The following is a 13716-nucleotide window of genomic DNA, read 5'->3' as shown; positions in this document are numbered from 1 at the left end:
CTTTCCGTGTATTCTGAACGCCAATAATCAGACCTATGGAGAATCTCTGATGTCTTTCAGTCAACCCGACGCCGTTATTCGCATTAAAAATCTGCGGTTGCGCACGTTCATCGGTATCAAGGAAGAAGAAATCAACAACCGACAGGACGTCCTGATTAACGTGGTGATCCACTACCCGGCGGACAAAGCGCGCAACAGCGAAGACATCGCCGACGCGCTCAATTACCGCACCATCACCAAAGCGATCATCCGCCATGTGGAAGATAACCGTTTCGCGCTGCTGGAAAAATTAACGCAGGATGTGCTCGATATCGTAAAAGAACATGCCTGGGTGACCTATGCTGAAGTGGAGATAGATAAACTTCTGGCCCTGCGCTACGCCGATTCGGTCTCCATGACCATGAGCTACCGCCGGGACTAACTCAGGGAGGTCGACCATGCGGATCCTGATCACCGGCGCAACGGGATTGATAGGCAGCAGCCTGACGGCCAGGCTGCTGGCGCTTTCTCACCACATTACGGTGCTGACGCGAGACGAACGGCGAGCCCGGGCCAGGCTGGGCGACCAGCCGAGCTATTGGCAAACGCTGGACGACCGGCAGTCGCTGGATGACTTCGATGCGGTGATCAATTTGGCCGGCGAACCTATCGCCGACAAGCGCTGGAGCGCACAGCAGAAACAGCGGCTGTGCCATAGCCGCTGGGATCTGACCGAGCGGTTGGCGAAGCTTATCAAGGCCGGCAGCACGCCGCCCGGCGTGCTGATTTCCGGTTCCGCCGTCGGCTACTACGGCGACCAGGGGCAGGCGGTGGTCACCGAAGAGGAGCCGCCGCACGACGAATTCACCCACCAGCTGTGCCAACGCTGGGAAGCGCTGGCGCTGCAGGCGCAGAGCGACGCCACCCGGGTCTGCCTGCTGCGCACCGGCGTGGTGCTGGCGCCACAGGGCGGCGCGCTGGCTAAAATGCTGCCGCCGTTCCGCTTCGGGCTGGGCGGCCCGATCGGCGACGGTCGCCAATACCTGCCGTGGATCCATCTCGAAGACATGGTCAACGCCATTATTTATCTGCTGGATCACGCCACGCTGACCGGCCCGTTCAACATGGTCGCTCCCTACCCGGTGCATAACGAACAGTTCGCCGCCCAATTGGCCAACGTGCTCGATCGCCCGGCGTTTCTGCGGGTGCCGGCGTTCGTCATGCGTTTGTTGATGGGGGAAGCGGCGGTGCTGGTGCTCGGCGGCCAGCGGGCGGTGCCGAAGCGGCTGGAGGAGGCCGGCTTCCACTTCCGCTATCTGGAGCTGGAACAGGCGCTGGATGACGTGATTAATCAGCGGGCCGAAGCCCGCTGATCTGAAGTTACTTCAACGCGCCGGACAGGAACTGCTGCAGGCGCGGGCTTTTGGGGTTGCCGAACAGCTCGGCCGGCGGCCCCTGCTCTTCAATCAACCCTTTGTGCAGGAAAATCACGTGGTTGGAAACGTGGCGCGCAAACTCCATTTCGTGCGTCACCACCACCATGGTTTTCCCCTCCTCCGCCAGCTTCTGCATGATACGCAGCACCTCGCCCACCAGCTCGGGATCCAGCGCCGACGTCGGCTCGTCAAACAGCAGCACTTCCGGCTCCATCGCCAACGCGCGGGCGATAGAAACACGCTGCTGCTGGCCGCCCGACAGGTGCACCGGGTATTTGCCGCGCGCCCGCTCATCGATGCCCACCTTATCCAGATAGCGAACCGCGCGCTCATGCGCTTCGGCCTTGCTCAGCCCCAGCACCTGCACCGGCGCCTCCATCACGTTCTCGAGCACCGTCATGTGGCTCCACAGGTTGAAATGCTGGAACACCATGGTCAGGCGGGTGCGCAGCAGCTGCAGCTGCTTTTTGTCGAACACCTTCAGCTGGCCGTCTTTGTCGCGCACCATGCGAATGTCTTCGTTGTTCAGGCTGATCGAGCCTTCGCTCGGCTTCTCGAGGAAGTTGATGCAGCGCAGAAAGGTGCTTTTGCCGGAGCCGGAGGAGCCGATGATGCTGATCACATCCCCGGCGTTGGCCGCCAGCGAGACGCCCTTCAGCACTTCGTGATCGCCATAGCGTTTGTGCAGTTCGGTGACGGCTAATTTATTCTCAGACATGGTTTTTCTTCCCGTCATTTATCAGTGACTAACGTGTGCCATCCAGCGTTTTTCAGCTTTGCGGAACAGGCTGATTAACACGTAGGAGATGATCAGGTACAGCACCGCCGCGATGCCGAAGGCGTAGAACGGCTGATAGGTCGCGGCGTTGATGTCGCGCGCGATCTTCAGCAGATCCGGCACGGTGGCGGTAAACGCCAGCGCGGTGGAGTGCAGCATCAGGATCACTTCGTTGCTGTAAGCCGGCAGCGCGGTACGCAGCGCCGAAGGTAAAATGATGCAGCGATACATCTTGAAGCGCGAGAAACCGTAGGCGTTGGCGGCCTCGATTTCACCGTGCGGCACCGAGCGGATGGCCCCGGCGAAGATCTCGGTGGTATAGGCGCAGGTGTTGAGCGTCAGCGCCAGGATGGTGCAGTTGAGCCCGCTGCGGAAAAACGCGTTGAGAAACTCGCTGCCGCGCACGATCTCAAGGCTGTACATGCCGGAGTAGAACACCAGCAGCTGCACGTACAGCGGCGTACCGCGAAACACATAGGTGTAGAGCCACACCGGGAAACGCACCCAGCGGATGGAAGAGACGCGCGCCACCGCCATCGGGATCGCCAGCAGCCCGCCCATCACCACCGAGGCGATCAGCAGCCACAGCGTTACCGCCACGCCGGTGAAGCGGTAGCCGTCGCTCCACAGCAGCGACTGCCAATACTGTTGCAGGATCTCAATCATAGCTCGGCCCTCTTGACGCCCAGTGAGTAACGCCGTTCAAGCCACAGCAGCACGCCGTTGGAAACGGTAGTGAAGATCAGGTAAACCACGCCGGCCACGATGGCGAAGAAGAACGGCTGATAGGTGCCTTTCCCCGCCAGCTGCGTGGCTTTCACCACGTCGTTCAGGCCGAGGATCGACACCAGCGCCGTCGCCTTCAGGATCACCTGCCAGTTGTTGCCGATGCCCGGCAAGGCGAAACGCATCATCGCCGGGAACAGAATGCGCCGGAAGATCTGCGCGCCGCTGAAGCCGTAGGCCGTCGCCGCTTCGATCTGTCCTTTCGGCACCGCCAGATAGGCGCCGCGGAAGGTCTCGGTAAAATAAGCGCCGTAGATAAAGCCGAGGGTAATGATGCCGGCGCCGAGCGGATCGATATCGATCTGCGCGAAGCCCAGCAGCGTGGTGATGTTGTTCAGCGCGATCTGCAAACCGTAAAAGATCAGCAGCATCAGCACCAGATCGGGCACGCCGCGGATCAGCGTGGTATAGGCACCGAACAGGCCGGAGATAAAGGGGTTATGAGACAGTTTGCCACCGGCGCCGATCAGACCGATCACCACCGCCAGCACCACGGAACTGAGGGCCAGCTCCAACGTCACCAGAGCCCCCTCGAAAATCAGTTGGGAATAGCCTTGCAGCATCTACTTCACCCTGTGGTCTAGGATCCGAACCATCGGGGCCGGCGCACCGGCCCCGCAGTCACAGCATGGAACGGGAAGCGGATTACCCGCCGTAGACGTCAAAGTCGAAGTACTTTTTCGCGTATTTGTCGTAGGTGCCGTCTTTACGCATCTCGGCGAAGGCTTTGTCCAGCGCCGCTTTCAGCTCGGTATCGGTCTTGCGCAGCCCCATGCCGGTGCCGACGCCGAAGAACTTGTCATCCTTCACCGATTCGCCAGCGAACGCATAGTCTTTGCCCGGCGGCTGTTTCAGGAAGCCGTCGCTGCCCGCCACTTCATCCTGGAAGGCGGCATCGATACGGCCGGAGGCCAGGTCGGCATAAGCCAGATCCTGGTTCTGGTAAGGCACGACGGTCACCCCTTTCGGCTGCCACATGGCGTTGGCGTAGGCTTCCTGGGTGGTGCCCTGCAGCACGCCCACGCTCTTGCCTTTCAGCGCTTCGGCGGTTGGCAGCAGCTTGGAGCCCTTCGGCGCGATCAGACGCGCGTTGGCGGCATACAGCTTGTCGGTAAAGGCGATTTCCTGCTGGCGTTTTTCAGTGATGGACAGCGAAGAGATAATGGCGTCAATCTTCTTCGCCTTGAGGGATGGGATCAGCGCGTCGAAGTCGCTCTCCACGAAGATGCATTGGGTATTGATGCGTTTGCACAGCTCTTTGGCCAAATCGATGTCAAAGCCGACCAGCTCGCCTTTGGCGTTTTTGGATTCAAACGGCGCGTATGTCGGATCGGTGCCAATCTTCAGCGTGGAAGGAATGGCGGCAAAGGCGCTGCTGGCGGCGCTCAAAGCCAGAACTAACGGCAAAATCAAAACCCGCTTTTTCATAAATTACCCTCAAATTGATTTTTTTGATGCCACTACGGGCATTACTTTCCCCACCAAATCAATTTGCAGTAATCGTGCCACATTCGGTGCTACGGGCGGAGGGAACGGCTCCGGCCTTCACAATACTGTTTCCTGGGACGATAACTGCAAAATTAAATCGGCCGGTCGGGGCCGCGCCACTGGCAGCCGCGACAAGGCGGCGCCATGAAACAGTGAGCGTGATGAAGTGGGATCATTATGGTGCATACTCCGCCCCAATTCAGTGCGGTGTTGCACAAATGTACCAATTTAGGGATAAAACTGTTAATTAGCACCCTGCCAGCGGGTGAACAGGTCGGTCGGCAGTTCGATATCAAACTGATCGATCACCCGATTGACGGTCTGATCGATGATGTCTTCCACGCTTGTCGGCTGGTGGTAAAACGCCGGCACCGGCGGCATGATCACCGCCCCCATCTCCGCCGCCTGGGTCATCAACCGCAGGTGCCCCAAATGCAGCGGCGTTTCCCGCACGCACAGCACCAAACGGCGGCGCTCTTTGAGCACCACGTCGGCGGCACGGGTCAGCAGCCCGTCGCTGTAGCTGTTAACGATGCCGGACAGGGTTTTGATCGAGCAGGGCAGGATTGCCATGCCCAGGGTCTTGAAGGAGCCGGAGGAGATGCCGGCGGCGATGTCGCGCGCATCGTGCACCACATCGGCCAGCGCCTGCACTTCACGCAGGCTGTACGGCGTTTCCAGCGCCAGCGTCTGTCTTGCCGCGTTGCTCATCACCAAATGGGTTTCCACCTCTGCGACGTCGCGCAAAACCTGCAACAGGCGCACGCCGTAGACAGCGCCGCTGGCGCCGGAAATGCCGATGATGAGTCGTTTCATGGAAAATGGCCTCTGCCGTAAAAAGTAAGATCAGGCAGACTTTGCCGCAATGGCGAGGGATAAGCAAGTCAGAGGAGCAAGGTGCACCGCCGCAGACGCGGCGATGCACCCTGAGGGATCAACGCAGGCGGTTAGCCTTCGTTGTGCAGTTCCAGATTTTCCGCTTCGGTTTGCACCCGCAGCGCCTTGGCGTCGTCGCTGCGCAGCGACTCCAGGTATTCCAGATAGCTTTGGTCGACGTCTTTGGTCACGTAGATGCCGTTGAACACCGAGCATTCGAACTGGGTAATGTCCGGGTTCTCTTCGCGCACCGCTTCGATCAGATCGTCCAGGTCCTGGAAAATCAGCCCGTCGGCGCCGATGATCTGGCGGATTTCATCCACTTCACGCCCGTGGGCGATCAGTTCGTTGGCGCTCGGCATGTCGATGCCGTAGACGTTCGGGAAGCGCACTTCCGGCGCGGCGGAAGCCAGGTACACGCGCTTGGCGCCCGCTTCGCGCGCCATCTCGACGATCTGTTCCGACGTAGTGCCGCGCACGATGGAATCATCCACCAGCAGCACGTTCTTGTCGCGGAACTCGGCGCGGTTGGCGTTCAGCTTGCGGCGCACCGACTGGCGACGCGCCTGCTGGCCCGGCATGATGAAGGTGCGGCCGACGTAGCGGTTCTTCACGAAGCCCTGGCGGTATGGCTTCTCGAGAATGCGCGCGATCTCCAGCGCGATGTCGCAGGAGGTTTCCGGAATCGGGATCACCACGTCGATGTCCAGATCTTCCCACTCGCGGGCGATCTTCTCACCCAGCTTCTGGCCCATGCGCACGCGGGCGCTGTAGACCGAGATCTTGTCCATAAAGGAGTCCGGGCGCGCGAAATAAACGTATTCGAACAGGCACGGGTTGGTTTTTGGGTTCTCCGCGCACTGGCGGGTGAACAGCTGGCCCTTGGTGGTGATGTACACCGCTTCGCCCGGCGCCACGTCGCGCAGGAACTCAAAGCCCAGGGTATCCAGCGCCACGCTCTCGGAAGCCACCATGTACTCGCTGCGGCCATCCTCCAGCGTGCGCTTGCCGATCACCAGCGGGCGAATGCCGTTCGGGTCGCGGAACGCCAGCAGGCCGTGGCCGATGATCATCGCCACGCAGGCGTAAGCGCCGCGCAGTTGCTGATGCATGGCGGCGACCGCGGTAAAGATGTTGTCGGCCTCCAGCGGGTAGTGCGGGAAGCGGTCCAGCTCGCTGGCCAGCACGTTCAGCAGGATTTCCGAGTCGGAGGTGGTGTTGACATGGCGGCGGCCGCTTTCGAACAGATTTTGGCGCAGCTCATGGGCGTTGGTCAGGTTGCCGTTGTGGGCCAGCGTAATGCCGAACGGCGAGTTGACGTAGAAAGGCTGGGCCTCAGAGGCGCTCGAGCTGCCGGCCGTCGGGTAACGCACATGGCCAATGCCCATGTTGCCCTGCAAGCGTTGCATATGGCGCGCCTCAAACACATCCTTCACCAGGCCGTTGGCTTTACGCAAACGGAACCCGTTGTGGGCGTCAATGGTGACGATGCCTGCGGCATCCTGGCCACGATGCTGAAGCACCGTCAGCGCATCATAAATCGACTGGTTTACCGGCATGAAACCGGCGATACCGACAATACCGCACATGTTGTCTTTTCCTCATCAGCGCTACCGCCCCGGCAATTGGGTCGGCAAGAAACTCGACGTGCTCTGCAGGTAGTCAAAGAACCACCTGATGACGTAACTGAACTGGGGAATGAGCTGCGACTGTTTCCAGTCGGCGCTTTGTGAGAAGCCGGTAAAGGTGTCCAGGAAGAACAGGATCGCCGCGACGATCAACACTCCGCGCAGCGCGCCGAAGCAGATGCCCAACACGCGGTCGGTGCCCGACAACCCGGTTTTCTCTACCAGTGAGCTAATCACATAGTTAACAATAGCCCCTACGATCAAGGTCGCGATGAACAAAATCGCGATCGCGATGCCGTTTCGCACCAGTTCATCTTCAAAACGAGTGAAATAGACCGCAAGGTAAGAATAGAAATGGCTGGCAACAAAAAACGCACATCCCCATGTCACAAGTGACAATGCTTCGCGAACAAACCCTCGGATCAGGCTCACCAGAGCCGAAAATCCAATCACCGCTATAATGACGTAATCAATCCAGACCATGAACTATTCCAATGATGAATCGCCCCTGCATCCAATTCGCGGCGAATTCTAACAGAAAAAGAAAACGTTTGCGTAGGGGATTTCCTACCACGTTACAAATAAAAAGCGGCGATCAAAAAATTCCCAATCGCCGCGCCTACATAGGTGATTTCGCCTGTAAAAGGCGCGGTTTTTCTCGCTTTCTCTCCACCACTCCTTAATTCAGGGGCGCATCGTGCTGCGCCCCGCGGGGTTTAACGGCCGTACGGCTTCACCTGCCCGCTCAGCCCGCTGATCGAGTTCAGCGACGGCAGCGCCGCCTGCAGCTTCTGCTTGGAAGCGTCCGGGCCAACGTAGATGCGGGTGATCTGCCCCTGCACCGGCGTTGATGGCACGGTAAAGGCGCGATAGCCCGAGAGGCGCAGCGAGGCGACAATCTCGTTCGCCTTGGCGGCGTTTTTCAACGCCCCGAGCTGCACGACATAGGCTTGTCCAGCCGGCGCTTTTTCTTCCGCCGGTTTCGGCTGCGGTGCCGGTTCAGGCTTCGGCGTCGGTTCAGGTTTTGGTTCCGGCTTCGGCGCCGGCTTCACTTCCACCGGCTTCGGTTGCGGTGTCGGCTTCGGCTTCACTTCTACCGGTTTGGTTTCTACCGGTTTCGGCTTGGGCTGCGGCACCGGTTGAGGACGCGTTTCGACCGGCGGTGGTGCCACCTGCGTCGGCTGCTGAGCAGTCTGCCGCGCCGCCTGTTGCGCCGCCGCTTCGTTGGCCGCCTGCTGCTCGACCAGCGCGCCCGCCCCTTCCGGCGGCTGTGCCGGCAGCGGCTGCGTCACCGGCGGCAGCACGTCGTTCTCTTCGACATCGCCCGCCTTCGGCACCAACGGAATGGCCGCGAATTCATCCTCGTAATGCTTCTTTTTGCCGTCCAGCAGCCCTGGCAGGATGATTACCCCCAGCGCCACCAGAATCACGGTTCCGACCAGTCGGTTCTGAAATTTACTCGCCACTCACACTCCCCGCATCTCGTCTAACGCCGCCATCACCTGCGCCACGGTGTGGAACGATCCACAGACGATCACAATATCCTGTTTATCAGCATCCTGCATAGCCTGCCGCCAGGCAGTTTCGACATCATTAAAGCGGCGCGGTTCCGTCAGATGTTGCGCCAGCTGTTCGACGCTGGCGCCACGCGGCCCGTCGAGCGGTGCGCAGTACCATTCATCCACCTGCTCGCTGAGGCAGGCCAGCGTGCCAGCGATGTCTTTGTCCGACAGCATGCCCACCACCGCGCGCACCTTGCCGCCGCCGCGCGGCAGTTTGGCCAGGCGCCCGGCCAGATAGCCGGCGGCGTGCGGGTTGTGCGCCACGTCGAGGATCAGCGTCGGCTCCCGCCGCACGATCTGGAAACGCCCCGGCAGCGTCGCCTGTTGCAGCCCGGTGAAGATCGCGCGTTCGTCGATTTCCAGTGGGGAGCAGTTCAGCGCCGCCAGCGCGGTAGCGGCGTTGGCCAGCGGTACGTTCGGCGTCGGCAGATCGGTCAGCAGCGTGTCGCCGCCCTGCCACTGCCAGCGATCGCCCTGCTCGCTGAAGCTCCAGGCTTCGCCGCGGCGATACAGCGGCGCGCCCAGCGTTTCGGCAACCTGACGAATGCTGTCCGGCATGTCGGGTTCGCCCACCACCGCCGGCTTGCCGCTGCGGAAAATGCCGGCCTTCTCGCGGCCGATGCTTTCGCGATCGTTGCCCAGCCAGTCGGTGTGATCGAGCGCGATGCTGGTGATCACCGCCACGCTCGGATCGACGATGTTGGTGGCGTCGAGACGCCCGCCCAGCCCCACTTCCAGGATCACCACGTCGAGCCGCGCCTGTTTGAACAGCTGCAGCGCCGACAGGGTGCCGAATTCGAAATAGGTCAGCGACGTTTCGCCGCGGCCGGCTTCAATGGCGGCGAACGAGCGGCTGTGCTCCGCTTCGCTCAGCTCTTCCCCCTGAATGCGCACGCGTTCGGTATAGCGCACCAGATGCGGCGAACTGTAGACGCCGACGCGCAGGCCGGCGGCCAGCAGAATGGCTTCGAGGGTACGACAGGTGGTGCCTTTGCCGTTGGTGCCGGCAACGGTGAACACCGTGGGAGCGGGGGTCAGTAAATCCAGATGCGCCGCGACGCGCTGTACGCGCTCAAGGCCGAGTTCGATCGCCTGGCTGTGCAGACGTTCCAGATAATAAAGCCACGAGCTCAATGGCGACGTGGCTTGGGGAATTTGGTGGTTTTGCATGAGTCCCATCACTGAACTTGGGTTCATTAATCCATCAGGGCACCACCCTCACCGCGGTAAAGGCGATGCGCTTCGTGACTGCCGCCAGCCTGCAAACCGCAGCGAGATGGGCTGCGGCCGGCAGGGAACGGGCATCAGCCGTCACTTAGCCACAAAGTGGCGGCTGAACCCGGGCGGGATCTGTCTTTGCCTCAGGCGTCGGCCTGCTGCTCCGGCTCAATGACCGGCGCGGCCTCATCGAAATGCGGCTGCGGCTGGTTGGTCAGCTTGGACAGAATGCTCGCCAACGTCTGGCGCATTTCCGGACGGCGAACGATCATGTCGATCGCGCCTTTTTCGATCAGGAACTCGCTGCGCTGGAAGCCCGGCGGCAATTTCTCGCGCACGGTCTGCTCGATGACGCGCGGGCCGGCAAAGCCGATCAGCGCTTTCGGCTCGGCGATGTTGATGTCGCCCAGCATCGCCAGGCTGGCAGAAACGCCGCCCATGGTCGGGTCGGTCAGCACGGAGATGTACGGCAAGCCGCGCTCCTGCATTTTGGCCAACGCCGCGCTGGTTTTCGCCATCTGCATCAGCGACATCAGCGCTTCCTGCATGCGCGCGCCGCCGCTGGCGGAGAAGCACACCAGCGGACAGTTGTCCTCCAGCGCCTGCTCAACCGCACGCACGAAGCGCGCGCCGACCACGGAAGACATCGAGCCGCCGATGAAGGCGAATTCGAAGGAGGCCGCGACGATCGGCATGCCGTACAGCGTGCCCTTCATCACCACCAGCGCGTCTTTCTCGCCGGTCGCTTTCTGTGCGGCGACCAGGCGATCTTTATAGCGCTTGGAATCCTTGAATTTCAGAACGTCTTTCGGCTCCAGATCGCTGCCCAGCTCCACTTCGCTGCCTTCGTCCAGCAGGGTATGCAGACGCGCGCGCGCGCCCATACGCATGTGGTGGTCGCACTTCGGACACACTTCCAGATTACGCTCCAGCTCGGCGCGGTAGAGAACCTGGCCGCAGCTGTCGCATTTGGTCCAGACCCCTTCAGGAATGCTCGCCTTACGGGTTTGTGTGATATTGCTCTTGTTAAGAATTCGTTCAATCCAGCTCATCGATGACCTTTCTGTTTGAACCTGGCACACGCCAGTCCGCTGTTCATGCTTTAACAATCCCCCCGAAAACACCCCAATGAAAAAATGCCCGTTCGCGGCGCGGCAAGCGCGGCGACTGAGGCATCGGCTTCAGGGTTGTTCGCAGGAACAGACCATAATGTCGCTCATTAAACCATATCGGCCCGACGCTGTGGACAAAAAACTGGTCGAACCGACAGGTTAAACAATGTTTTTACTGTTTTTGCTGGCGGGCGGCCGCGCGCTTGTGGCGCCAAATTTCAATCACGCCCGGCAGAATCGAAACGATGATGATCCCGACGATCAGCAGTTTCAGGTTCTCCTGCACCACCGGCAGATCGCCGAACAGGTAGCCAGCATAAGTGAAGAGCAGCACCCAAACCAGTGCGCCAATCACGTTGTAGGCGGCGAAGTGGCGATAGGACATATGCCCCATACCGGCGACGAACGGCGCAAAAGTACGTACGATCGGCACGAATCGCGCCAGAATAATCGTTTTCCCACCGTGTTTCTCATAGAACTGGTGCGTCTTGTCCAGATAGCTGCGGCGGAAAATTTTCGAATTCGGGTTGCTGAACAGCTTCTCGCCGAACAACCGCCCGATAGTGTAGTTCACCGCATCGCCGAGGATCGCCGCCACCACCATCAACGCCACCATGGTGTGCACGTTCAGATCGTTGGTCGGCAACGCCGCCAGCGCACCGGCGACAAACAGCAAAGAATCCCCCGGCAGGAACGGCGTCACCACCAGACCGGTTTCGCAAAACAGGATCAGGAACAGAATAGCGTAGACCCACATGCCGTATTGTGCGACCAGTTCAGCCAGGTGCACATCAATATGCAGAATGAAATCAATAATAAACTTGATGATGTCCATAAATTCTCTCATTGATGCCGGGTGTTTCAGTCACCCGGCAGAAGCACAAGGGAGCGACGCTTTCAGGCGTGCCGGCGTTTAATCGTCGGGCAAAAACAGCGGCCCCATCGGCGGCCGCGGTAGACCAAAGTGGTCAGGGTAATCCACGGCAACCAGATACAGCCCCTCGGCTCGCGCCGTCGCCGCCGCCAGGTTGCGATCCTTCAGCGCCAGCAACTCGGCCATCCAGTTCTCATCCTGATTGCCGCAGCCGATCTCCATCAGGCTGCCGACGATGTTGCGAACCATGTGATGCACGAAGGCATTCGCCTTGATATCTACCACAATATATTCGCCGTAGCGCGTAACCTTAACGTGTTTTACGCAGCGCCACGGGGTGCGCGACTGACATTGCACCGCGCGGAACGAAGTGAAGTCGTTTTCGCCCAGCAGCGCCTGCGCCGCCCGATGCATGCGATCGGCGTCCAGCGGGTGATAAAAATGCGTCACCCCCTGTTGCAGCACCGCCGGCCGGTAGCGATGGTTGAAAATAATATAGCGGTAGCGGCGCGCGGTGGCGCTGAAACGCGCGTGAAAATCGTCGGCAACGGGGCTCACCCAACGCACCGCGATATCCGGCGGCAGATGGGTATTTACCCCCATCGTCCAGGCGGCGTCCTTGCGGCGCGCGGTGGTTTCGAAATGCACCACCTGCCCGGTGGCGTGCACCCCGGCGTCGGTACGCCCGGCGCACAGCACGCTAATCGGCGCATCCGCCACCTTGCTCAACGCCTGCTCCAGGCGTTGCTGCACGCTGGCCACTTCTTGCTGCCGCTGCCAGCCGTAGTACCGGCTGCCGTCATATTCGATGCCCAGCGCAATTCTCAGCGTTGGCTGAACGGGCGAGACCACCTCAGACATCAGTACATCTGCTCCTGCACCAAACGCTCGGCGGTTTCGATAGCCATCAATGCGCCGCCGAAGCGCACATTGTCCGCCACCGTCCAGAACTGCAACAGCTCGGGGATGCCGTAATCGTTACGCAGACAACCGATGCTGAGCGCATCGCTGCCGGAGGCGTCGGTGACCTGAGTCGGGTAATCGTCCTCTTCGCTCAGCTGAATGTCCTCGATCTCTTCGAGCTCGCTGCGCGCCTCTTCGGCGGACAGCGGGCGCAGCGCTTCCAGGTGCACCACCTGCGCGTGGCCGTAAAACACCGGCGACTGAACGCAGCTCACCGAAATCGGCAGCCCTTCATCCTGGAGCACCTTGCGCACCTGATCGACGATTAGGCGTTCTTCGCGCACGCTACCCTGCTCGTCGGCAATCAGCGGCAACAGGTTGAACGCCAGCTGCTTGCCGAAAACGCCTTCCTCGGCCGGAATGCCGTTCAGCAGGCGCGCGCTCTGGCCGGCCAAATCGTCCACCGCCACCTTGCCGCGCGACGATACCGACATCAGCGTGGTGACGTGCAGACGCGACAGCCCCGCCTGTTCGGTCAGCGGCTTGATCGCCGTCAGCAGCTGGCTGACCATGCTGTCGGCCACCGCCACGATATTGCGGTTGCGGTAATCCGCCAGCACCTGCGGGTTAACGCCCGGCACCACCAGCGGCACATCCGGCTCCATGGCGAACAGGCCGCTGGTGTCGATCACCAGGCAGCCCATGTTGCCAGCTTCTTCGGCATAGCGCGCGGACGCTTCGCTGCCGGCGACGAAGAAGGCCAGCTGCGCCTGTGACCAGTCGAACTCTTCGGCGTTTTGCACCAGAAGAGACTTGCCGTTGAAGCGCACATTGGCGCCCGCGCTGCGTTCGCTTGCCAGAGGATAGAGCTCACCCACCGGGAACTGGCGTTCCTGCAACAATTCCAGCAACGCTTCACCTACCGCGCCAGTGGCGCCGAGCAGCGCGATATTCCAGCCGTCAGACATCGGGTTTTCTCCAGAGTATTTCATTCATAAAAGCAGACGGGCAGTGCAATCACCGCCCGATAATCTTTGCCGCTCACTGTAGCGGCGTTGGCTTAAGACAACCTTACG

General features: G+C 60.6%; 15 protein-coding genes. 2 read left to right on the top strand and 13 right to left on the bottom strand.

Annotation, left to right across the window (positions count from 1 at the left end; all coding sequences use genetic code 11):
- The first annotated feature begins 49 nt into the window (after positions 1-49).
- Together folX and EKL15_RS17980 are read left to right on the top strand one after the other, a co-directional pair.
- Complete coding sequence (folX, locus tag EKL15_RS17985) at positions 50-421, top strand: dihydroneopterin triphosphate 2'-epimerase (RefSeq protein WP_025303682.1); 372 nt, start codon at positions 50-52, stop codon at positions 419-421.
- Between the two features lie 16 nt (positions 422-437).
- Positions 438-1352, top strand: coding sequence for a TIGR01777 family oxidoreductase (locus tag EKL15_RS17980; RefSeq protein ID WP_060420031.1), 915 nt, complete (start codon positions 438-440; stop codon positions 1350-1352).
- Between the two features lie 7 nt (positions 1353-1359).
- Here EKL15_RS17980 and hisP read toward each other — a convergent pair whose 3' ends face one another.
- From hisP to EKL15_RS17915, 13 genes are all read right to left on the bottom strand, one after another.
- Positions 1360-2133: a histidine ABC transporter ATP-binding protein HisP gene (gene hisP, locus EKL15_RS17975; RefSeq protein WP_038876434.1), complete on the bottom strand. Its 774-nt coding sequence runs from the start codon at positions 2131-2133 to the stop codon at positions 1360-1362.
- A 21-nt stretch (positions 2134-2154) separates the two neighbouring features.
- Positions 2155-2859: an ABC transporter permease gene (locus tag EKL15_RS17970; protein WP_033635343.1), complete on the bottom strand. Its 705-nt coding sequence runs from the start codon at positions 2857-2859 to the stop codon at positions 2155-2157.
- Positions 2856-3542, bottom strand: a complete 687-nt coding sequence (locus EKL15_RS17965; protein WP_049200166.1) for a histidine ABC transporter permease HisQ — start codon at positions 3540-3542, stop codon at positions 2856-2858. The genes EKL15_RS17970 and EKL15_RS17965 overlap by 4 nt, the downstream gene beginning before the upstream one ends.
- A gap of 82 nt (positions 3543-3624) precedes the next feature.
- Positions 3625-4407, bottom strand: a complete 783-nt coding sequence (gene hisJ / locus EKL15_RS17960) for a histidine ABC transporter substrate-binding protein HisJ (RefSeq protein WP_203090157.1) — start codon at positions 4405-4407, stop codon at positions 3625-3627.
- A gap of 303 nt (positions 4408-4710) precedes the next feature.
- A complete protein-coding gene (locus EKL15_RS17955) occupies positions 4711-5283 on the bottom strand; it encodes a UbiX family flavin prenyltransferase (RefSeq protein ID WP_070915290.1) in 573 nt (190 codons plus the stop codon).
- A gap of 131 nt (positions 5284-5414) precedes the next feature.
- Positions 5415-6932 (bottom strand): amidophosphoribosyltransferase, encoded by a 1518-nt coding sequence (gene purF, locus EKL15_RS17950; RefSeq protein ID WP_049200165.1) that lies wholly within the window; start codon positions 6930-6932, stop codon positions 5415-5417.
- Positions 6933-6953: 21 nt separating this feature from the next.
- Positions 6954-7454 (bottom strand): colicin V production protein, encoded by a 501-nt coding sequence (cvpA, locus tag EKL15_RS17945; protein WP_004936119.1) that lies wholly within the window; start codon positions 7452-7454, stop codon positions 6954-6956.
- Positions 7455-7687: 233 nt separating this feature from the next.
- A complete protein-coding gene (gene dedD, locus EKL15_RS17940) occupies positions 7688-8437 on the bottom strand; it encodes a cell division protein DedD (RefSeq protein WP_038876445.1) in 750 nt (249 codons plus the stop codon).
- Positions 8438-9703, bottom strand: coding sequence for a bifunctional tetrahydrofolate synthase/dihydrofolate synthase (folC, locus tag EKL15_RS17935; protein WP_100396424.1), 1266 nt, complete (start codon positions 9701-9703; stop codon positions 8438-8440).
- Between the two features lie 191 nt (positions 9704-9894).
- Positions 9895-10803, bottom strand: a complete 909-nt coding sequence (gene accD, locus EKL15_RS17930; RefSeq protein WP_004936126.1) for an acetyl-CoA carboxylase, carboxyltransferase subunit beta — start codon at positions 10801-10803, stop codon at positions 9895-9897.
- Between the two features lie 232 nt (positions 10804-11035).
- Entirely contained in the window at positions 11036-11698 is a 663-nt protein-coding gene (locus EKL15_RS17925) for a DedA family protein (RefSeq protein WP_019453745.1), read from the bottom strand.
- A 78-nt stretch (positions 11699-11776) separates the two neighbouring features.
- Positions 11777-12598, bottom strand: a complete 822-nt coding sequence (gene truA, locus EKL15_RS17920) for a tRNA pseudouridine(38-40) synthase TruA (protein ID WP_100396425.1) — start codon at positions 12596-12598, stop codon at positions 11777-11779.
- Positions 12598-13608 (bottom strand): aspartate-semialdehyde dehydrogenase, encoded by a 1011-nt coding sequence (locus EKL15_RS17915; RefSeq protein WP_060420019.1) that lies wholly within the window; start codon positions 13606-13608, stop codon positions 12598-12600. Before EKL15_RS17915 ends, truA begins: the two co-directional genes overlap by 1 nt.
- Positions 13609-13716 lie beyond the last annotated feature (108 nt).

The sequence above is a fragment of the Serratia sp. 4542 genome (assembly GCF_016805595.1).
GTDB classification, from domain to species: Bacteria; Pseudomonadota; Gammaproteobacteria; order Enterobacterales; family Enterobacteriaceae; genus Serratia; species Serratia nevei.
This window is presented reverse-complemented; position numbering and strand designations above follow the sequence as displayed.